Origin of the sequence: Variovorax xiamenensis (assembly GCF_050916385.1) — a bacterium.
Taxonomy (GTDB): domain Bacteria; phylum Pseudomonadota; class Gammaproteobacteria; order Burkholderiales; family Burkholderiaceae_C; genus Variovorax.
The window spans coordinates 4,157,497-4,176,044 of record NZ_CP139038.1 but is presented as its reverse complement, the minus strand read 5'-3'; the positions used below and the strand labels follow the sequence as shown (position 1 = coordinate 4,176,044).

At 66.8% G+C, this 18,548-nt stretch carries 16 protein-coding genes; 1 reads left to right on the top strand and 15 read right to left on the bottom strand.

The genetic code is table 11. The features are described from left to right. Window positions 1-17 precede the first annotated feature (17 nt). The 3 genes from SFB74_RS19020 to SFB74_RS19010 are packed head-to-tail and all read right to left on the bottom strand — an operon-like array spanning window position 18 to window position 1,365. A complete protein-coding gene (locus SFB74_RS19020; protein ID WP_432725802.1) occupies window positions 18-368 on the bottom strand; it encodes a VOC family protein in 351 nt (116 codons plus the stop codon). Continuing rightward, window positions 365-658: a hypothetical protein gene (locus SFB74_RS19015; RefSeq protein WP_432725801.1), complete on the bottom strand. Its 294-nt coding sequence runs from the start codon at window positions 656-658 to the stop codon at window positions 365-367. Before SFB74_RS19015 ends, SFB74_RS19020 begins: the two co-directional genes overlap by 4 nt. Beyond that, window positions 655-1,365 (bottom strand): hypothetical protein, encoded by a 711-nt coding sequence (locus tag SFB74_RS19010; protein ID WP_432725800.1) that lies wholly within the window; start codon window positions 1,363-1,365, stop codon window positions 655-657. Before SFB74_RS19010 ends, SFB74_RS19015 begins: the two co-directional genes overlap by 4 nt. A gap of 124 nt (window positions 1,366-1,489) precedes the next feature. Here SFB74_RS19010 and SFB74_RS19005 point away from each other — a divergent pair, with 124 nt between their 5' ends. Then, window positions 1,490-1,849 carry a hypothetical protein gene (locus tag SFB74_RS19005; protein WP_432725799.1) on the top strand — a complete coding sequence of 120 codons (360 nt, stop codon included), beginning with the start codon at window positions 1,490-1,492 and terminating at the stop codon, window positions 1,847-1,849. A gap of 19 nt (window positions 1,850-1,868) precedes the next feature. On the opposite strand, the gene SFB74_RS19000 is transcribed toward SFB74_RS19005, so the two are convergent. The 12 genes from SFB74_RS19000 to SFB74_RS18945 all read right to left on the bottom strand — a co-directional run bounded on the left by SFB74_RS19000 (window position 1,869) and on the right by SFB74_RS18945 (window position 18,441). Beyond that, window positions 1,869-4,196 carry a glycoside hydrolase family 3 N-terminal domain-containing protein gene (locus tag SFB74_RS19000; RefSeq protein ID WP_432725798.1) on the bottom strand — a complete coding sequence of 776 codons (2,328 nt, stop codon included), beginning with the start codon at window positions 4,194-4,196 and terminating at the stop codon, window positions 1,869-1,871. A 249-nt stretch (window positions 4,197-4,445) separates the two neighbouring features. Continuing rightward, window positions 4,446-5,393: a T6SS immunity protein Tli4 family protein gene (locus SFB74_RS18995; protein ID WP_432725797.1), complete on the bottom strand. Its 948-nt coding sequence runs from the start codon at window positions 5,391-5,393 to the stop codon at window positions 4,446-4,448. 60 nt (window positions 5,394-5,453) lie between these two features. After that, window positions 5,454-6,413: a T6SS immunity protein Tli4 family protein gene (locus SFB74_RS18990; RefSeq protein ID WP_432725796.1), complete on the bottom strand. Its 960-nt coding sequence runs from the start codon at window positions 6,411-6,413 to the stop codon at window positions 5,454-5,456. 38 nt (window positions 6,414-6,451) lie between these two features. After that, a complete protein-coding gene (locus tag SFB74_RS18985) occupies window positions 6,452-8,311 on the bottom strand; it encodes an esterase/lipase family protein (RefSeq protein ID WP_432725795.1) in 1,860 nt (619 codons plus the stop codon). Continuing rightward, window positions 8,311-10,854 (bottom strand): type VI secretion system Vgr family protein, encoded by a 2,544-nt coding sequence (locus SFB74_RS18980; protein WP_432731967.1) that lies wholly within the window; start codon window positions 10,852-10,854, stop codon window positions 8,311-8,313. Before SFB74_RS18980 ends, SFB74_RS18985 begins: the two co-directional genes overlap by 1 nt. A gap of 228 nt (window positions 10,855-11,082) precedes the next feature. Then, a complete protein-coding gene (locus SFB74_RS18975; protein ID WP_432725794.1) occupies window positions 11,083-12,066 on the bottom strand; it encodes a D-2-hydroxyacid dehydrogenase in 984 nt (327 codons plus the stop codon). A gap of 7 nt (window positions 12,067-12,073) precedes the next feature. Continuing rightward, window positions 12,074-13,057 carry a Bug family tripartite tricarboxylate transporter substrate binding protein gene (locus SFB74_RS18970; protein ID WP_432725793.1) on the bottom strand — a complete coding sequence of 328 codons (984 nt, stop codon included), beginning with the start codon at window positions 13,055-13,057 and terminating at the stop codon, window positions 12,074-12,076. 46 nt (window positions 13,058-13,103) lie between these two features. Further along, a complete protein-coding gene (locus SFB74_RS18965; protein WP_432725791.1) occupies window positions 13,104-13,892 on the bottom strand; it encodes a class II aldolase/adducin family protein in 789 nt (262 codons plus the stop codon). Between the two features lie 25 nt (window positions 13,893-13,917). Then, window positions 13,918-15,141, bottom strand: coding sequence for a tricarballylate utilization 4Fe-4S protein TcuB (gene tcuB, locus SFB74_RS18960; RefSeq protein WP_432725790.1), 1,224 nt, complete (start codon window positions 15,139-15,141; stop codon window positions 13,918-13,920). Beyond that, on the bottom strand, window positions 15,125-16,552 hold the full coding sequence (gene tcuA / locus SFB74_RS18955; RefSeq protein ID WP_432725788.1) for an FAD-dependent tricarballylate dehydrogenase TcuA: 1,428 nt from the start codon (window positions 16,550-16,552) through the stop codon (window positions 15,125-15,127). The genes tcuB and tcuA overlap by 17 nt, the downstream gene beginning before the upstream one ends. A 76-nt stretch (window positions 16,553-16,628) precedes the next feature. Then, window positions 16,629-17,555, bottom strand: a complete 927-nt coding sequence (locus SFB74_RS18950; protein ID WP_432725786.1) for a LysR family transcriptional regulator — start codon at window positions 17,553-17,555, stop codon at window positions 16,629-16,631. Window positions 17,556-17,562: 7 nt separating this feature from the next. Beyond that, window positions 17,563-18,441 (bottom strand): bile acid:sodium symporter family protein, encoded by an 879-nt coding sequence (locus SFB74_RS18945; RefSeq protein ID WP_432725785.1) that lies wholly within the window; start codon window positions 18,439-18,441, stop codon window positions 17,563-17,565. Window positions 18,442-18,548 lie beyond the last annotated feature (107 nt).

The following is an 18,548-nucleotide window of genomic DNA, read 5'->3' as shown; positions in this document are numbered from 1 at the left end:
CGGCGGGCGCACGAGTCTCAGGTGTGCGCGAGGATGTTCACCAGCTTGCCGAACGGATCGCGCACGTAGAAACGCCTCACGCCCCAGGGCTCGTCGGCCGGGCCGTATTCGATGGCGAAGCCCGCTGCCTTCATGCGCTCTAAGGCCGTGTCCACGTCGTCCACCTCGATGGACAGCTCGGGCACCGGCGTGCCCGAGCCGCCTTCCGACGCGAAGCTGAGCTGCACCGTCATGCCGGCCTGCGAGCCGTAGGTCTGGATCCAGCCGTGGTCCATGAGCAGGTCGAGGCCGAGGATGTCCTTGTAGAAGACGGCGGCGCGCGCGGGCTCCGGCGTGGCGAAGTTGGCGACGAGGCGTTTGACTTTCATGGGGAGAGTTTTCTGATCGTGAAGGTCCGGGCGAAGCCGTTGCACTCAGCGTGCAGCAGATCGCCTTCGATGCGGATGTTTATCCACCGTTCTAAGTGGCCGTCCGAGCCGGCGATCTCGATGCAATCTGCGGACGCAACACGCCAGCTGAAAACCGGTGCGGACACCGGACCGTTCTTCGTACCGATGGTGGCGGCGACCTGACCGCTCGGGCTGAAGTGATAGATGTTGATGGCCGTGTCGGACACCAGGGTCAGCGTGTGGTCGAGGGGGATTGCGGTGGCGGTCATGCATTCACCCCTCGGTTGGACAGATCGGCGTCGATCGTTGCTGCTGCGCTGCTTGCCGCGTTCTTGAGCGCGTTCATCGCCAGGAAACCAGGGTATTGTGCGTACTGAGGGTAGGGATGCCGGTGGTAGGCATCCCAGTAACTCGTCACGCGGCGCTCGGTCTTCTTGAGGTACTGCGTGTTTCTCGCCAGGAACTCGCCATAGAGCCCAAGTTCATCGCTTCGGCTATGCGCTTCGATGAGCATGATGATGGGGAGGACGTACTCGCCCAGCAATGCGACTGCATACGGCACGACCCATGGCTGTCTCACCGGCAGCAGGCGCTCGAGGCAGCGTTGGCGTACGAAGCCATCATGGTGCCGTGTGCCCAGGCAGGCGGAGATCTGGTGCGAGAGTTCCGATCCCTCGATCGCGTGGTCGAGCAGAGTTGAGCGGTAGTAGAGCCGATTCGGTATCTCGAGCAACTCGCCCTGTACCTGTACGCAAAAGTTGCCGCTGCCCTGATGATCTTCCTCATGAACGAGTCGTGAGACGACCCGTGCCACCTCGCCATTCAGCGATTGCGGGAAGGCCTTTGTTTCGATCAGGGGGCGCATTCGGCGGCAGGTGGTTCCGGAGGATTGATCGACCGAATATAGATGAGGGGCGCGTGATCCGACAGGTCCCTGCGCCGCATCCTTGCGCACGCCGAAGCCCTTGTTTGTCATCTGCGGGTTTCTTGCGCCCTCACGCCCATCTAAGCGAACTCTCACTGCCGCCTAAGCGGACTCTCACCGGCCGGTAATTGCCGCGTCCTAGAGTGAAACATCGTCATCACTCAAGGAGACAGCCATGAGAGTTCGTACCGCAGCCCTGTGCGTCGCCGCTGTGCCCGCGCTGGCACTGGCATCGGTTGCCTACGCGGGCGGCCGCGCCGATCCCGACTATCCGCAGGTCTCGCATTCGAGCCAGTCGCGCGATGCGGTCGCCGACGAAGCGGCACGCGCCAACAACGGCATCCATGCGACGGAGGTCATGGAATCGCAGGTGCAACCGTCCGTGTCGGGCATGGACCGCGCGCAGGTGCAGGCCGATGCGATTCGCGCGAACACGGGCATCCATCCGACCGAGGTCATGGAGTCGCAGGTGGCGCCCCCCGTGGCGTCGGCGAACCCGCAGGGCTCGTCGGTCGCGCACGCGATGGGCGAGTAGGACGCGGCGTTGCCGGTCTTCAGTCCCGCGTGAGCACGAAGCGCTTGCGTATGCCGCTCGCGGCAGAAGGCGCGACCCACAGGTCGAACTCGCCGGGCTCCACGGTCGGCTTCATGTCGCGGCCGATGAAAGAGAGGTCATCGGCCGCGAGCGTGAACTCGACCACTTCCGATGTTCCCGGCGCGATGCTCAGCTTGCGAAAGCCCTTGAGCTCGCGCACCGGCCGCGTCACGCTGGCGGCGCGTTCGCCGATGTAGAGCTGCACTACTTCCTCCGCCTCGCGCTGGCCGGTGTTGGTGACGGTGGCGCGAACGCGCAGCGTGCCCGACAGCGGCACCCGCTCGCTGCTCAGCTCCACGCTGTCGTAACGCACCGGCGAAAAGCCGATGCCGTAGCCGAAGGGATAGAGCGCCTCGTTCGTCGCGTCGACATAGCGGGTCTTGAAGGCGGTGTCGGGCGCGTTCTCGGGCGAGGGGCGGCCGGTGCGCTTGTGGCCGTAGTAGTAGGGCACCTGTCCTGCCGTCTGCGGAAAGCTCACCGGCAGGCGGCCCGAGGGATTGAAGTCGCCGAACACCACGTCGGCGATCGCGTTGCCGGTCTGCACGCCGAGGAACCATGTGACGAGGATCGCGCGCGCATTGCGCACAGCACCCTTGAGCGCCATCGCGCGGCCGTTGCTCAGCAGCACGACCACCGGCTTGCCCGTGGCGGCGACGGCTTCGGCCAGGTCCTGCTGCGCCTGCGGCAGGCCGATGTCGCTGCGCGAGCGCGCCTCGCCCGACATCTTCTGGCTCTCGCCGATGGCCAGCAGCACCACGTCGGCATCGCGCGCTGCGGCCACCGCGGCGTCGATGCCGCCGGGCAGCGCCGACTCTATGCCCGAGCCGCGCACCACGTTCACCGAGGAGTTCGGGCCCAGCGCCGAGCGCAGGCCCTGGTCGATGCCTACCGGCGCCGACTGTCCCGGGAACAGGCTCCACGCGCCCATCAGGTCGATGGTGCCTTCGGCGAAGGGGCCGATCAGCGCGATCTTCGTGCCGGCCTTGGGCAGCGGCAGAAGCATGCGATCGTTCTTCAGCATCACGATGGAGCGGCGCGCGCTCTCGCGGGCCAGCGAGATGAATTCGGGGTTCTCGGGGCGCTGCGAGGCGGGCAGCCCGTCGAGCCCGCGCATGGGGTCGTCGAACAGGCCCAGCTTCTGCTTGACGCGCAGCACGCGGCGAACCGCATCGTCCAGCCGCGACATCGGCACCTCGCCGGAGGCAACGAGATCGGGCAGGTAGCGCATGTAGAGGCCGCTCTGCATGCTCACGTCGGTGCCCGCCATGAAGGCCTGCTTTGCGGCCTCGCGCGGATTGGCGGCGTAGCCGTGCTCCACGAGTTCCTCGTCGGCCGTGTAGTCGGAGACCACGAAGCCACGGAACTTCCATTCGTCGCGCAGCACGCCCGTGAGCAGCGCGGGGTTGGCGGTGGAGGGCACGCCGCCGATCTCGTTGAAGGCGCTCATCACCGACAGGGCGCCCGCGTCCAGCGCCGCACGGAACGGCGGCAGGTACACCTCGCGCAGCGTGCGCTCAGAGATGTCGCTCACGTTGTAGTCGAGCCCGCCTTCGGCCGCGCCATAGGCCGCGAAGTGCTTGGGCGTGGCCAGCATCGAGTCGGGCCGGGAAAGATCCGTGCCCTGGAAGCCGCGCACCCGCGCGGCCGCGAACTGCTTCGCGAGAAAGACGTCCTCGCCCACGCCTTCGAGGCCGCGGCCCCAGCGTGCGTCACGGGCGATGTCGACCATGGGTGCAAAGGTCCAGCGGAAGCCGTCCGCCGTGGCCTCGACCGCCGCCGCGCGCGCCGTGCGCTCCGCCAACGCGGGCTCCCAGCTGGAGGCCTCGGCCAGCGGCATCGGGAACATCGTGCGAAAGCCGTGGATCACGTCCGCGCCGAAGATCAGCGGAATACCCAGGCGCGACTCCCTGATCGCGATCTGCTGCAGCCGCCGCTTGCCCTCGAGGCCCGCGTTGTTGAACAGGCCCGTGAGCCGGCCGGCCCGCACGTCGGCCGCTTCCTGCTGCGCGTTGCGCCAGCCGGCCTGCGGGTTGTTGGGCGTGTCGATGTCGGCGGGGCCGTAAAGGCTGAGCTGGCCAGCCTTCTCCTGCACCGTCATGCGGGAGATCAGGGCTTCGATGCGGGCGTCTACGTCCTGCTGTTGTTGCTGCTGCTGCTGCTGCTGCTGGGGCGCAGCAGTCGCCGCATCGGGTGCGGCCGATGCGGAGGGCAGGAGGAGCGCGAGGGAGAGGAGGGCGCAGGCGGGGGCGAGAGAGCGCGCCGGATGGCGCGGGAGTCGGACGTGCATGGGCTCCTATTCTGCAGACATCGGAAATCGCCCTTGGGTGGTGGGTCTTGGTGCCGGTTGTTGCCGGATGTGACGCGCGGCATCGTCAGGCATTGATCGGGCGCCAGAGCCGGTTCATGGCCTGCTGTGGCGCAAGCCGTGCAGCCTGTGCTGATGGAAGGGGAGCGAGCGGCAGAGCGATCGCGGAGGCCAAGGCCCTCAGAGCCTGGCGGCGGGTGGGTGCTTGTGTCTGTGTCATTGCTGGTCGATTCATTTGATTGCTATTGCACTGGCGGGGGCGCCTGGTACGGCGACGCGGAATTTGAGGCCGTCGAGCAGCTTGTCCCATAGCGCGATGGCTTCCTCGTCGTTGAGCGAAGAGGCTGCGGCCGCGCCCACGCGGTCTGATGCCACCTTGGTGAACATCGCCGCTTGCAGCAAGGCCGGACGCGCGACGTTGCCGGTTTCACCGATGAACATCCATTCGAAGTCGTGCGAACCATCGGCTTCGCGGACCAGCGACTCTTCGCCGTCCCAGCCGTGGACTTTCTTCTTGCCCTCGCGCAGCGTCGTCAGCTTGGGATAGCTGCTGCCGGCGTCTCGCTTGCGGTCGTTGATGAGCTTGAGCAGGCCGTAGCCATTGCTGCCCTTGGTGCTTTGGCTCTGGTTGCTCTGGACGCTGAACACGACGTCCGGCAGGGCCGCCATGTGAAGGCCGGCCTGGGACAGCGCTGGGCCTCGAGAGCCATCGACACGGGTGAAGCCGTATTCATGGCAAAGGCCTTGATCCGTGGGGACTTCGTTGGGCTCGCGTGCGCGCAGGTTGCTGGCTGTTTCGACCGTGTCGCGAAGAATGGACTCCGCCGTGGCGCCGTTGTCGGTGCCTCGGCCGTTTATGAAGATGTGCGGTCCTATAACGTAGTAGATGCGAAAACCCTCCAACTCCAGTTCTTTCGCAAACTTGTCTCCGTAAGAACGGATCAGCCATGTATTCGCAGTCGGACCCTTGCCGAAGTAGGTAATCTCGGCCGTCTTGTGGCCTGCCAGAATCTTCGCGCGGTCATCCTCCATAACTTTCTCGATGTTGTTCGCCTGGTTAGGGAATGTCGGGAAGTCGCGCCCGAATGCCAGCCTCGAATCGACAGGTGCGGTCAGTATGTAGCGCCCGAAGCACAGCAGTTTGGTGTGCTCGAACAACCTTTCAATGCGCGCGTTCATGAGTTGTCTTGCATCTGCGATGCCAATGCACATTTTGTGGTGCTCATACCTTGGAATCCTCTACTCAATGGCCACCGCGTCAGCCGGTGCGCCGGGCACGGCCACGCGGAACTTGAGGCCATCGAGCAGCTTGTCCCAGAGGGCGATGGCTTCCTCGTCGTTGAGCGAGGAAGCTGGTGCCGCGCTCACTCGGTCCGAAGACACTTTGGTGAACATCGCCACGTTGAGGTGACCAGGGCGTGCCACGCTGCCGCCGTTCTCGCCTATGAACATCCACTCGAAATCGTGAAAACCCTCGGCGGCGCGCACCAGCGATTCTTCGCCATTCCATCCGTGGACCTTCTTCTTTCCCTCGCGCAAGGTCGTGAGCTTGGGGTAGCTGCCGCCGGCCTCCCGCTTGCGGTCTGCGATGAGCTTGAGCAGGCCGTAGCTGTTGCTCGCGAAGCTGGTGCTGACCGTCTGATTGCTTTCGACGCTGAAAACTACATCGGGCAGCTCGGCCATGTGCAGGCCGACCTGGGTGAGTACGTCGCCCTTGGCGCCGTCGAGCCTTGTGAATCCGTATTCGTGGCACAGACCCTGTTCGGTGGGAACCTCGTCGGGCTCGCGTGTGCGCAGATCCCTTGCCGTCTCGACGGCGTCTCGAAGGATTGATTCCGCTGTTATGTTGTAGCTCTTGGCCGTGGCATCTCCGTCTATGAAGATGTGCGGCCCCACAACGTGGTAAATGTCGAACCGCTCCAATTGAAGTTCCTTTGCGAACTTATCTCCGAAGGAGCGGATAAGCCAAGTGTTTGGGGCTGGTCCTTTCCCGAAGTGCGTGATTTCCGCAGTCTTGTGGCCCGCCAGGATTTTCGATCGGGCAGCCTCCATGATCTTTTCTATATCAACGGCCTGATTTGGCAGTGTCGGAAAGTCGCGTCCGAATGCCAGCCGTGAATTTGCTGGTGCAGTGAGCACATAGCGCCCGAAGCACAGCAGCTTGGTGTGCTCGAACAGCTTCTCGATACGTCGGTTCATGCAAGGAGTCCTTTGCTGTCTTTGTTTTGTGGGAGGCCTCAGTACTTCTCGGCCCACCACGCGTTGTCGAAATCCGCGGCGATGCGCACGATGCCGTAGAGCGTGGCTGCGCTGGCGTTGGGATCGCCGTAGCTGCCTTGGTGGTCGTAGCCGGTCTGCACGCACTTGACCTTGGCGTGAACCTTTGCGGCACTGCGTTCCACAGGCACGGTTCCGTCGCTGGGTGTCATCGGTGGCTGGAGCTTGAGCTTGAGTACCTCGCCGCTGTCCCCCTTCACTCGCAGCGTGCCTTCGCCGTTGTCGCCCTTGGGCCCAGACAGAAGCGTCCATGTCAACGGGTCGCCTGCGATGACGGGATCGCCATCTACCACGCGCCACACGAGATCGTTCCAGGCTGGTTGCAGCGGGTCACTGCCGTAGTGGGCGTAGGTGCGTTGATGGAAAGTGTTTCCGATGGCATCGGCAAATTCCATAGCCCGCTTGATGCGGCGCATGGTTGCCTTCGGTCCGATCTGCTCTTCCGTCTTTCCGCCTTTCTCTGGCGCGCGATGGCTCTGCCCCGCCGGATCGATCCAATCCGGATTGATCAACCTCCACCACTTGTCCCGGTCGAGCGTGTAGATCTCGCTCACCGCATCGCTGCTGGGCCACTTCGCCAGGAACTTGCCGTTGTCGTCCTGCACTTGAAGCCACTGCGTGCCGTAGGCGGCCGCCGGCAACAGCTCCAGGCCGCCTTGCGCATTGGCCAGCACCGCCGTCACTTCCTCGCCGTTGTCGCCCAGGACGCTCTGCGTGATGCCGCCCACCAACTGGGACTTCAGATGCCACCAGGGCTTGTTGCTGCCCTCGAAGCCCGCGCGCATGCGCTTGTACGCGGCGGCCGCGCCGGTGGTGGGCATCACCCCATGCACCACGCCCAGGATGCGATGCCTGATGGCGCCGTAGTCCGCGTGCATCATCGCCCGCGCCAGGATGCCGCCCATGCTGTGCGTGACGACGATGACGCCGGGGCAGTCGAAGCCGTTGTGGTTGTAGGTGTCGATCAGCAGCTCGATCTTCTTCGCAAGCTGCCTGCCTTCCTCGCCGTTGCTCCTGAGCCAGTTGTAGCCGAAGGCGTGCACCGGATACCAGCAGTTGCCGATCTTGCGGATGTCGTCCTCGCTCAGCGGCTGCGCGTCGTGGACGCCGAAGCTCGATGGTGGCCGGCCGATCAGCGCTTCCGGGTTGCTCTTGTCGAGCCATGCCGGTGAGACGACGTACTTCTTGTCTTCCCGTCGCAGCATGTCGTTGAGCTGGCGCTCCATCAACTGCAGGATGCTGCCGTAGGCGTCGAACATCACTTCGCTCCATCCTCGTGCGCGGGCCTTCTGCGCGGCGGTGAAGCTTTGCTGGTTGCTCGCCAGCGGGTGCGTGGGATCGGCCTTCGGGTCGGTAATGAGTAGCTTGCTGACATCGCCCAGGTCGTCGGGCACGTTGTCGTGACGCTGGTCGGAGCTGATGGTCGCGGAGCCCGTGGCATCGAAGCGGCGGCCTTGCTTGCCTTCGATCTTTTCGTCGGTGACCTTGTAGCGGTCGACTTCCACTTCGTCCGGGTCCAGCCGCATCTGGCGGGCCGCCGCGCTTGCGTTGCGCCGCGAGAACGCATCGCCTTTCTTGTCGGGCGACCACGAGAGGTTGTCGCTGCGCTTGAGCAGCGCTTGCCGCTCGCGGGACAGTCGCAGGTTGCTGCCCATGATGCCGGGCAGGAACACGATCGGGATGAGCTTGCCCGGGGGCACGCGCACGCGGATCTTTCTCCTGTCGTCGAGCGGCGTCGTCACGGCGGTGACTTCCGCGAAACCACCCAGACCCAGGCTGAAGTCCAGCCAGATGTCCTCTTCTTCTCCCTGTACCGCCATCACTTTGTCCTCCCGAGCCATCGGACCTTGTAGACCTCCGGGCCATCCGATCGCTGCTGCCGCGTGGTGCCGTCGGTGCTTGTGACTTCGCCGCCTTGGCGGCTCGGCCCCGTCGTCTCGCCGGAAGGCGTAGCCCGCGAGGTGGGCTCGCCGTAGCGCATGAGCTCGAAGCGCTGCCTCGCCGCGAGCGTGTCCTTTTCATCGATGTGATGAAACATGACCTCCTGGTCGAAGCGGGTCTGCACGTCCCGATTCATCTTGTCGGGCGTGCGGCTGTCGGGCTTCACGAAGCTGTGCGTGGTCGCATGCGCCCGCCAGGTGCCCCGTGTGCCGTGCACGATCCCCGAGGCATTCCAGCAGGTGTAGCTCGATCCACCGTTGATCACGACCTCTTCGGCCGCCGTGATCGTGATCCGGTCGGCCTCCTGCCGGATGTTCATCTTCGCAAGCACGTTGATGCTGTTCTTCAGCGCCGCGATGTCGATGTCCGCATTGCCCGCCACCAGCTTCATGCCCGCCTTGTAGGCGAACATGCGCACCGCGTTCCTCGCCGAGACCAGGAAGCTCTTCGCACTGGCGACGCTGGTATGCCCGCCGCTTGTGAGCGCGTTGTGTCCGGCGCTCGCGAAATGGCTGGAGCCTTGTGCGGTGGCCTGGATGCCGCAAGGGCTGGCGAGCGTCAGGTGCGGCTGGGCGAACTCCGGGAACTCGCCCTGTGTGGTGCCATTGGCCTTGCCCCTGATCGCGTCGTTCTGCTGCTTGAGTTCCCTGGCGACCTCGCTCTGATCGCTTTCCTCGTGGGCCTTGGCATCCAGCGCGACCTGCGACATGCCTTCGTGCACCTCGCGGGCCTGCGTGAGCCGCGCGACGGTCTCGCCCATGTCGGTGATGTGCGCCTGTGCGTTGGGCCGGGGTTCGGTGCTCACCAGCAATCCGCGCGCGGCGCGCAGCGCACCGTGCCCGTCGGTGCGCAATTCGAAGCCCTGGCCGCGATCGTCCGTGCGCCCGGCCGTGCCTTCGATGCGGCCGATGTGCCCTAGGCTGAGGCTGCTGCACTGGTGGTCGCTCTTGAGCTGCGCCTGCACCTTGCTCGCACTGTCGTCGAGGGCGAGGTGGTTGCCGCGCAGGCCGCCGCCGAGTTCGCGGCTGCGGATGCCCATCAGGTGAGTCTGGGCGGGCAGCTTCCATGCCGGCATTTCGTCGGCGTTGTGAAAGCGGCCGACGACGATCGGGCGGTCGGGGTTGCCGTTGAGGAAGTCGACGACCACCTCCTGGCCGATGCGCGGCAGCGCCGCCGTGCCGAACTGCGCTCCAGCCCAGTTGTGCGACACGCGCAGCCAGCACGAGGAGTTCTCGTCGCCCTGGCCCAGGCGGTCCCATTGGAACTGCACCTTGACCCGGCCGTACTGGTCGGTCCAGATTTCCTCGCCCGCCGGGCCGACCACCACGGCCGTCTGCGGACCGCCGGTGCGCGGCTTCGGCGTGCTGCGCGGCGGGCGCCACGCGAAGCTGGTGGGCTGCGCCTCGAAGGCGAAGCGCTGGATGGAGCCTCCCGATGTGCCGGCCGTGCCTTCGCTTGCGCGCAGGTTCTCCTGCAGGTGATAGGCCACGCCGAGCACGAGATGCTGGCGGTTCTGGTCGTCGCGCGGATGCCCGGCCAGCCGGAGGGTGTGGCCCGGCGCGAGCGAGCGCAGGTTGGAGCGCCCGGAGACGAGGCTTCGTGCGCTCAGCTGTTCCTCGTTGCGGATACCGGCACAGGCTTCTCCATCGCCGTTCAGCAGGTAGTGGCCGGGCCACTCGAAGACTTCATGGCCGTCGTGATCGTGGCCGGGCGGCATCTGGCGCTGGCTCTTCAGGTCGGCCTTGGGCTTCTCGAAGTCGTAGTCGTCGGTGCAGTGGTGGCCGGAGCGCAGGTCTTCTGCCATCTCCCATTCGTAGATGCGCTCGGCCGGCTCGTCGCCGCCGGTCATGCCCGACTGCTCGTGCGGGTGGTAGCGCACCGCTTCGCCGCCGGGCAGCGGGCCGTGCGAGCTGGCGATGTCGTCGGCGAACACCAGCACGTGCTGCGCGGCCTCGTGCCGGAAGTAGTAATAGATGCCCTCGTGCTCGCACAGGCGCGACACGAAGTCGAAGTCGCTCTCGCCGTATTGCACGCAATAGCTCCACACCCTGTAGCCGCGCGTGAGCTTCTGCTCGAAGGGATGGCCGTAGCGGCCCAGCACCTCGGCCAGGATCTCGGGAACGCTGCGGTCCTGGAAGATCCTGTAGTCGTGGCGCTTCGAGGCCAGCCAGAACCACGGGCGCAGCCGCATCGCGTAGAAGCAGTGCCGCGCGTCTTCGCGCGCGAGGCCGAAGCGCGTGACGATGCCGGCGAGATGGCGCGTGCCGCCGTGCTCGGTCTGCATCGACACCGTGGCCGTCTTGCCGAGCAGGGCCTTGGGGTCGATGGCGTTGCTGCGTGCCAGCAGGTCGATGTCGAAGGCGTAGGCCCAGCTCAACGCCTCCCGGCCTACCAGCCGGTGGAATTGCAGCGCCTCGCCCATGGGCGTGGCAATGGTGACGCGACGGCCAGCCAGGATGGGCTTGGTCACGGGATCCTCCCTGAATAGTCGATTGCTCGACCGAAATTAGTTTTTTCGGATTATTCGAGCGCGCGATTCGAGGGAGATGACGAAGGCCGGAAAGCTGTGGAATGCGTGAAGAAATTCGCGCCAAAGGTGCAAGGCGCGGCTATTTCAATGCTGCAAGGAATAAATGCGCGTCGTGCCGCTTCAGGTCACGCGGTTCAGCAATGGTTCGCGGCGCACCCAGCGCCGCAGGTTGTCGAGAAAGATCGATGCCACCCGCGCCTCGTTGCCGTCCGAGTGCCCGGCGGTGTGGGGCGTGACGATCACGTTCGGCAGGTCCCACAGCGGCGAGGCCGCCGGCAGTGGCTCGTGCGCGAACACGTCGAGGTAGGCGCCGGCCAGCACGCCGCTGCGCAAGGCTTCGATGAGCGCGGGCTCGTCGACCACTTCACCGCGCGAGACATTCACCAGCCGCGCCCCGGAAGGCATGAGCGCGAGCGCCGCCGCATCGACAAGACCGCGCGTGCGATCGCTCAACGGGCAGGCGAGCAGCAGCCAGTCGGCGCGAGGCAGCACCGTGCGCAGCCGCTCGTAGCTCACGCTCTCGTGGGCCGGCGCCGCGGCCGGGGCGTCGCTGCCGCGCACGCACACCACACGCAGGCCCAGCGCCGCGAGCAGCGCGCCCAGCCCTTGCCCGATGGGTCCCCAGCCGACGATCACTGCGGTCTGCCCCGCAAGATCGCGCGGCAGGCCGCTGCCCACGAGCGGCGACCATGCATGCGCGCGCTGCGCGGCCAGCAGCTGCGGAAACTGCCGCGCCAGCATCAGCACGCCAGCCAGCGCCGTCTGCACGACCACGCCGGCATTGGCGCCGGAAGAGGTAGTGACCTCGACGCCGCGCGCGCGCAGCTCGCCATACACCGGCCGGTCGGCGCCCGCCGAATGAGCGTGCACCCAGCGCAGCGATGGCGCATTGCGCATGGCGTCGTGGAAGACCTGGGTGTGAGGCTGCAGCTCGTGCTTGGTCGAAAGGCCGGTGACGTCGCGCGAGACGAAGGCGACGTCGGCATCGTCGCCGGGGCTCACCAGCACATGCGTGCGTTCGCCGAGTGCGGCCCCCAGGTCGGACGCCGCCTGCGCGACGGCTTGCGCGCTCATCAGGATGCGCAGGGGCGGTGTACTTGTCATACGGCGCTCACTCGGCGGTCGCGCCCGATTCGCGCACGATCGCCTTCCACTTCTCGTACTCCTGGCGCGTGAACTTGCCGAACTGCTCGGGCGTGCCGCCCACCGGGTCGGCACCCTCGCGGATCATCTGGGCTTCGAGCGGCGGCAGTGCGTCGTTCACCGACTTGTTGAGCAGCGCGATCACCGGCGCGGGCGTGCCCTTGGGCGCGAAGAAGCCGAACCACGAGCCGGCGGAGAAATCGGCGAAGCCCTTCTCGGCGACCGTGGGAACGTCGGGCAGCGAGCGCGAGCGCTTCTGGCTGCTCACCGCGATGGCGCGCAGCTTGCCCGCCTTGATGTGCGAGATGACGGAAGGAATGGTGGCGAACATGAACTGCACGCGGCCCGCGAGCAGGTCGTTGAGCGCGTTCGCGCCCTTGTAGGGAACGTGCAGCATGTCCGCGCCCACGCGCTTGCCGAGCATGTAACTCGACAGGTGCGACGAGGTTCCGATGCCGGTCGAGCCGTAGTTCAGCTTGCCCGGGTTGGCCTTGGCGTAGGCGATGAACTCCTCCAGTGTCTTCGCGGGCACCTCGGGGTTGACCACCAGCACGTTGGGCACGTCGGCGATCTGCACCACCGGCACGAGGTCGGTGAGCGGGTCGTAGGGCAGGCTCTTGTAGAGCGTCTGGTTGACGGCCATGGGGCCGACCGAGTTGACGATCAGCGTGTAGCCGTCTGCAGGGGCGCGCACCACGAACTCGGTGCCGATGTTGCCGCCGCCGCCGGGCTTGTTGTCGATGACGAAGGGCTGGCCCAGCTTTTCGGAGAGCTGCTGCGTCACCGCGCGCGCGAGGATGTCGGTGGTGCCGCCGGCCGTGAAGGCGACGACCACGCGCACGGGCTTGTTCGGGTAGGCCGTCTGCGCGACGGCGCAGGCGGCGGTGGCGAGCAGTGCCGTGGCGCAGAAGAGCCTGCGCAGGAAAGGGAAGGAAAGCTTGTCTCGTGTCATTGTTGTTCGTCCTCGTGGGAGTTGGCTGAAGCGGATGGAGGGAGGCTCAGTCGCGGAAGCCCGGATCCATGCGGTCGAGCTTGCGCAGCAGCGCCGGCCATTCCATGAGCCCGTAGGGCCTGCGGGTGCCGGGCTGGTAGTTGTTCCAGGTCTCTTCCAGGATGTGCTGCGGCACCGCCTTCAGCGGCGAGTTGCACGACATCGCACCGATCTGCGCGCGGCAGGCCAGCTCCAGCCGGTGCATCCAGTTGAAGGCCTCGCCCACGCTGCGGCCCACCACCAGCGCGCCGTGGTTGCGGAAGATGACGGCCTCGCCGTCGCCCAGGTCGGCCAGCAGCGAGGCCTGCTCCTCGGTGTTCAGCACCACGCCCTGGTAGTCGTGGTAGCCGATCTTCAAAAAGCGCATGGCCGTCTGCGTGAGCGGCAGCAGGCCGCATTCGAGCGAAGAGACCGCCATCGACGCCCAGCTGTGCGTGTGGATCACGCAGGCCACCTCGGGCCGCGCGGCGTGCACGGCGCTGTGAATCACGTAGCCGGCCTTGTTGATGCCGTAGTCCAGATCGCCGAAGTCTGGCTTCGACAGGATGTTGCCGTCCTGGTCCACCTTGATGAGGCAGGAGGCGGTGATCTCCTCGTACATCATCCCGTAGGGGTTGATGAGAAAGGCGCCTTTCTCGCCCGGCACGTGCGAGGAGATGTGGTTGGCCATCATGTCGGACATGCCGTAGAGGTCCACCAGCCGGTAGCAGGCGGCGAGGTCGACGCGGGCCTGCCATTCGGCTTCGGAGCATTGCTCCTTCATCGATGGAATCCGGAGTACGCCGGGCTGTGTCATGGGTCTTTCCTTCGCGGGTGAGTGTTCAGTCGGAGCCGAGTTGCAGGCGGCTGGGCAGGCGCTTCTCGATGGCGAACTTCAGCAGCGCGGCCGAGCGGAAGATGCCGTGCGCGAACTTGCCGTAGGGCAGCGTGAGAAACAGCGCCATCACCACGCCCAGGTGCACCGCCAGCAGCAGCGCCATGAAGCGCGTGTCGCGCCAGGCCAGCAGCGCGAGGCCGGTGAGGCTGGTGAGCAGCAGCAGCGCGATGAAGCCGCGGTCCATCGGGCGCTGCGCGGCGTCGCCGTGCGCCGGGTCGCGCCGCAGGTTCAGCCACAGCAGGCCGACGGGGCCCACCACGAGGCCGAGGCCGCCGGCAGTGCCCAGCAGCACCGGCAGGCTGGTCAGCGCGTAGGGCGCGTGCAGGCCCAGCAGGTAGTGGTAGAGCGTGGCCACGCAGGTCGACGCGAAGCACAGCATGAAGCCGTAAAAGGTGAAGTGATGGAAGCGCCTGCGCCACAGGGTGAAGCGGTCGTCTTCGTTGTTGCAGCCTTCGCCGTGGCCGCCGTCGAGGTACTTCAGGCGCAGCGCGTCGTGCGCGGCCTCGGCGCCGGCCGACGCGCGCACGCCGGCCACCTCGGCGCCCGGGTTGTCGCGCGAAGGCGATACATCGCGCCAGAAGCGGCGCACGCCCATGGCCAGCGCGAACATCACGAAGAGGAACACAGCGCCGAACACCAGCGCGAGCAGGTTGTGCGGAAAGATCGCGTAGAAGTTGCCCGCCATCGGCTCGTGCAGCAGCGAGCCCGACATCGCCACGGCCAGCACCAGGAAGAGGGCGAGCCCGCCCGCCAGTGCCAGTGCGACCGTGAGGCCGGCCTTGCGGTACAGCGCCCCCATCGCGGGCGGCCAGGCGTAGTCGTGGTAGGTCTGCATGCGCACCTGCGCCATTGCCTGCGGCACGTTCACCGCGAACTCGTGCGGCGGCGCGTACTGGCAGGCATGCAGGCAGGCGCCGCAGTTGTGGCACAGGTTGGCCAGGTAGTGCGTGTCGGCCTTGTTGCCGAAGTCGAGCCGGCGCGTCATGGCCGGGAACACGGCGCAGAAGCCTTCGCAGTAGCGGCAGGCGTTGCAGATCTGCAGGATGCGCGCGACTTCTTCTTCGCCGGCGGTCAGCGGCAGCGCGGGGGCAATGGGAATCACGCGCTGCGCAGGCGTGCCCTCGGCATCCGCGCGGGCACGCGCGACGAGATCAGTGAGCTGCTGCAAGCGCGGCCTCCTTGTCGTTCTTCGTGGAAGCCCGCGCAGCCTTCGCCGCCTGTGTGCCGGCGATGCGCCCGAAGGCCGTGCCGATGCTCATGCCTACGCCCGCCGTGTAGCCCTTGCCCAGCACGTTGCCGGCCATCATCTCGCCGGCCACGAAGAGGTTGGGGCTCGCGCGGCCGCCGAAGCGCACGGCGGCCGTCTCGTCCACTTTCAGCCCGAGGTAGGTGAAGGTGATGCCGGGGCGCAGCGGGTAGGCGTGGAAGGGCGCGGTGTCGATGGGGCGCGCCCAGTGTGTCTTGGCGGGCGCGATGCCTTCGGTGCGGCAGTCGTCCAGCGTGGTGTGGTCGAAGCGGCCGACGCGGCAGGCGGCGTTGTAGTCCTCCACGGTGCGCACGAAGGTGGCTTCGTCGAGACCGATCTTGCGTGCCAGCTCGCCGAGCGTGGCCGCCTGCGTGCCGGGAAACACCGGCGGCATGAAGCGCCCGACCGCCTTCTGGTCGATGACCGACCACGCGATCTGCCCCGGCTGCTGCGCCACCAGCCGGCCCCAGATGGCGTAGCGCTTGGGCCAGAAGTCCTCGCCCTCGTCGTAGAAGCGCTTCGCCTCGCGGTTGACGACCACGCCCAGCGACACGCAGTCGATGCGCGTGCAGATGCCGCCGTCGTACAGCGGCGCGCGCGCGTCGATGGCCACCATGTGGCCCTGCGAAGGGTCGCCGATGCTGTCGGCGCCCGCTTCGATCATGTGCTTGAGCAGCACGCCCTGGTTGAAGCGTGTGCCGCGGATCAGGAAGTTGTCGGCCGGCCATTCGCCGCGCTCGTTCTGCCCCCATGCCTCGCGCAGCCATTCGCGGTTCGACTCGAAGCCGCCGGCGGCCAGCACGCAGCTCTTCGCCTCGATGCGCTCGCCTGCTTCGGTGCGCACGGCCACGAAGCGGTCGCCGTCGAGCTCCACCGAGGCAACCGGCGTGTCGTAGCGGATCCGCACGCCGAGCCTCTCGGCGCTGCGGAAATAGGCGTTCACCAGCGCCTTGCCGCCGCCCATGAAGAAGGCGTTTGTGCGCGCCACGTGCAGCGCGCCCGACAGCGGCGGCTGGAAGTGCACGCCGTGGCTGCGCATCCAGTCGCGGCAGTTCGAAGAGGCGCGGATCACCAGGCGCGCGAGGTGCTCGTCGGTGAGGCCTCCGGTCACCTTCAGCAGGTCCTGCCAGTATTCCTCTTCGGGGTAGGCATCGACCAGCACGTCCTGCGGCGCGTCGTGCATGCAGCGCAGGTTGCGCGTGTGCTGCGAGTTGCCGCCGCGCCATGCCTTGGGCGAGGCTTCGAGCAGCAGCACCGAGGCGCCTGCCTCGCGGGCCATCAGAGCGGCGCAGAGGGCGGCATTGCCGCCTCCGACAACCAGTACGTCTATCACTCGTGGGTCTCCTTGGAATCAGGAGACTCTAGGCAGGCCGGCCTTCAGGCGAAAGGCCGGTTCGGGCAACGGGTGTTCACGTTTCGAGAAGACTGGCGCCGGCCCAGCGGCCTTCGCGCACCAGGGCGCGGGCCGTCTCGGCCACCACCACGCGCGTGGCCAGCGCGGCGGGGGAGAGCTCGTCGTCCGACAGGCTCACGAGCAGGTTGCGGCGGCCCACGTGCGCGTCGGCGATCTGCGTGAGCTGCAGATCGTCGCGGTCGTGTCGCGCGGTGGCTGCGCCGGGCTGGATGGTCGCGCCGTGGCCGGCGCGCACCGCATCCATCAGCAGCGCGAGGCCATCGACCTCCGCCACGATGCGCGGCGAGATGCGTGCCCGCGTGAAGGCGGCCGTCAGCGTGGCGCGCAGGCCGTGGCTGCCGCTGGGCATGATCAGCGGCAGGTCGGCCAGCTGCGAGAGGCGCACGCGCGCACCGGTGGGGCGCTGCGCCAGGGTGGGCGAGGCGATGACGAAGAGCTTCTCGGCCAGCAGCGGCGTCACGCTCCAGCGTCGCGGGGTGTCGGTCTGGAACAGCACGGCCAGGTCGAGCTGCCGCGCCTGCAGCATGGTCGTGAGGTGGCCCGAGAGCGCCTCGACCATGTGCAGTCGCACCTCTGGGTAGCGCTCGCGCATGGCGCGCATCAGCGGCACGCCGAGCACCGTGGCGGTGGTGGGCGCCAGGCCCACGCTCACGTGGCCCGAGAGCCGCGCCTGCTGCGCCGCGAGCACCGCGTCGTCGGCATGGCGCAGCACGAGCTGCGCCTGGTGGAGAAAGGCCACGCCGGCATCGGTGGGCACCACGCCGCTGGAGCTGCGCTTGAGCAGCCGGGTGGAGAGCTCGCCCTCGAGCCGGCTGATCTGCTGGCTCAGCGCCGAGGTGACGACGCCCAGTTCGACCGCGGCGCGGCCCATGCTGCGAAGCTCGCAGACCTTGACGAAGTAGCGCAGTTGCCGGAGTTCCATCCGCCGATCATCGCGCAGGCGCGGTCGCCGGTGCGGGCCGGCGCAGCAGCAGCCAGCCGAAGAGCGGCGCGGTGATGTACATCACCACCGAGTAGATGGCCGCCGGCAGCGCCAGCTGGAAGCTGCCGAGCACGCTCACCGCGATGAAGATCGCCAGCGTGGAGTTGTGGATGCCGATCTCGTAGCTGATGGCGGTGGCCAGCGGCTTGTCGAGCCCGGCGGCGCGGCTCAGGTAGTAGCCCGCCAGCAGGCTCAGCAGGTTGAACAGCAGCACGGGAATGCCGATCTGCGCGAAAGTGGTCGTGATGGTCGTCCACTCGTTCGCGATGGCGAGAACCGTCACCACCGCGAGCACCACGCCGCTGAAGATCTTGGTCGGCTTCTCCATGCGCGCCGCGAAGCCTGGCCGGCGCGAGGCCACGAACATGCCGAGCGCCACCGGCACCAGCACGATGGCGATGACCTCCACCAGCTTGCGCGTCTGCAGCGGCACCACCTGTCCGCCTTGCGCGAAGTGGCCGATGGCCCAGTTCGCGATGAGCGGCAGGGTGACGATGGAAAGCAGCGTGTTCACGGCCGTGAGCGAGATGTTCATTGCCACGTTGCCGCCGAACAGGTGCGAGAACAGGTTGGCCGAGATGCCGCCTGGCGAAGCCGCCAGCAGCATCAGCCCGATGGCGAAAACCGGCGGCAGCCCGAAGCCTACGATGATTGCGTAGCAGGCCAGCGGCAGGCCCACGACCTGCAGCACGAGCGCGATGGTCACGGCCTTGGGGTGCTTGAAGAGGCGCTTGAAGTCGGCGAGCGAAAGCGAAAGGCCGAGCCCGAACATGACCAGCGCGAGTGCGCCGAACAGGAAGCGGGTGACGATGACGGTACTGTCCATGGATCTGTCTCCTCGTTGGTTCTTCTTTTCTTGTAGTTGTTATTGGCGTGGCAAAAAAATGGCCGCCAGCACCTGTCGCGCAGGCGCTGGCAGCCGTGGAAACCGGG

Coding starts and splice junctions, on each gene's coding strand:
- SFB74_RS19020 (WP_432725802.1), bottom strand. CDS start 368: ATGAAAGTCAAACGCCTCGTCGCCAACTTCGCCACGCCGGAGCCCGCG.
- SFB74_RS19015 (WP_432725801.1), bottom strand. CDS start 658: ATGACCGCCACCGCAATCCCCCTCGACCACACGCTGACCCTGGTGTCC.
- SFB74_RS19010 (WP_432725800.1), bottom strand. CDS start 1,365: ATGACAAACAAGGGCTTCGGCGTGCGCAAGGATGCGGCGCAGGGACCT.
- SFB74_RS19005 (WP_432725799.1), top strand. CDS start 1,490: ATGAGAGTTCGTACCGCAGCCCTGTGCGTCGCCGCTGTGCCCGCGCTG.
- SFB74_RS19000 (WP_432725798.1), bottom strand. CDS start 4,196: ATGCACGTCCGACTCCCGCGCCATCCGGCGCGCTCTCTCGCCCCCGCC.
- SFB74_RS18995 (WP_432725797.1), bottom strand. CDS start 5,393: ATGAACGCGCGCATTGAAAGGTTGTTCGAGCACACCAAACTGCTGTGC.
- SFB74_RS18990 (WP_432725796.1), bottom strand. CDS start 6,413: ATGAACCGACGTATCGAGAAGCTGTTCGAGCACACCAAGCTGCTGTGC.
- SFB74_RS18985 (WP_432725795.1), bottom strand. CDS start 8,311: ATGGCGGTACAGGGAGAAGAAGAGGACATCTGGCTGGACTTCAGCCTG.
- SFB74_RS18980 (WP_432731967.1), bottom strand. CDS start 10,854: ATGGGCGAGGCGCTGCAATTCCACCGGCTGGTAGGCCGGGAGGCGTTG.
- SFB74_RS18975 (WP_432725794.1), bottom strand. CDS start 12,066: ATGACAAGTACACCGCCCCTGCGCATCCTGATGAGCGCGCAAGCCGTC.
- SFB74_RS18970 (WP_432725793.1), bottom strand. CDS start 13,057: ATGACACGAGACAAGCTTTCCTTCCCTTTCCTGCGCAGGCTCTTCTGC.
- SFB74_RS18965 (WP_432725791.1), bottom strand. CDS start 13,892: ATGACACAGCCCGGCGTACTCCGGATTCCATCGATGAAGGAGCAATGC.
- SFB74_RS18950 (WP_432725786.1), bottom strand. CDS start 17,555: ATGGAACTCCGGCAACTGCGCTACTTCGTCAAGGTCTGCGAGCTTCGC.
- SFB74_RS18945 (WP_432725785.1), bottom strand. CDS start 18,441: ATGGACAGTACCGTCATCGTCACCCGCTTCCTGTTCGGCGCACTCGCG.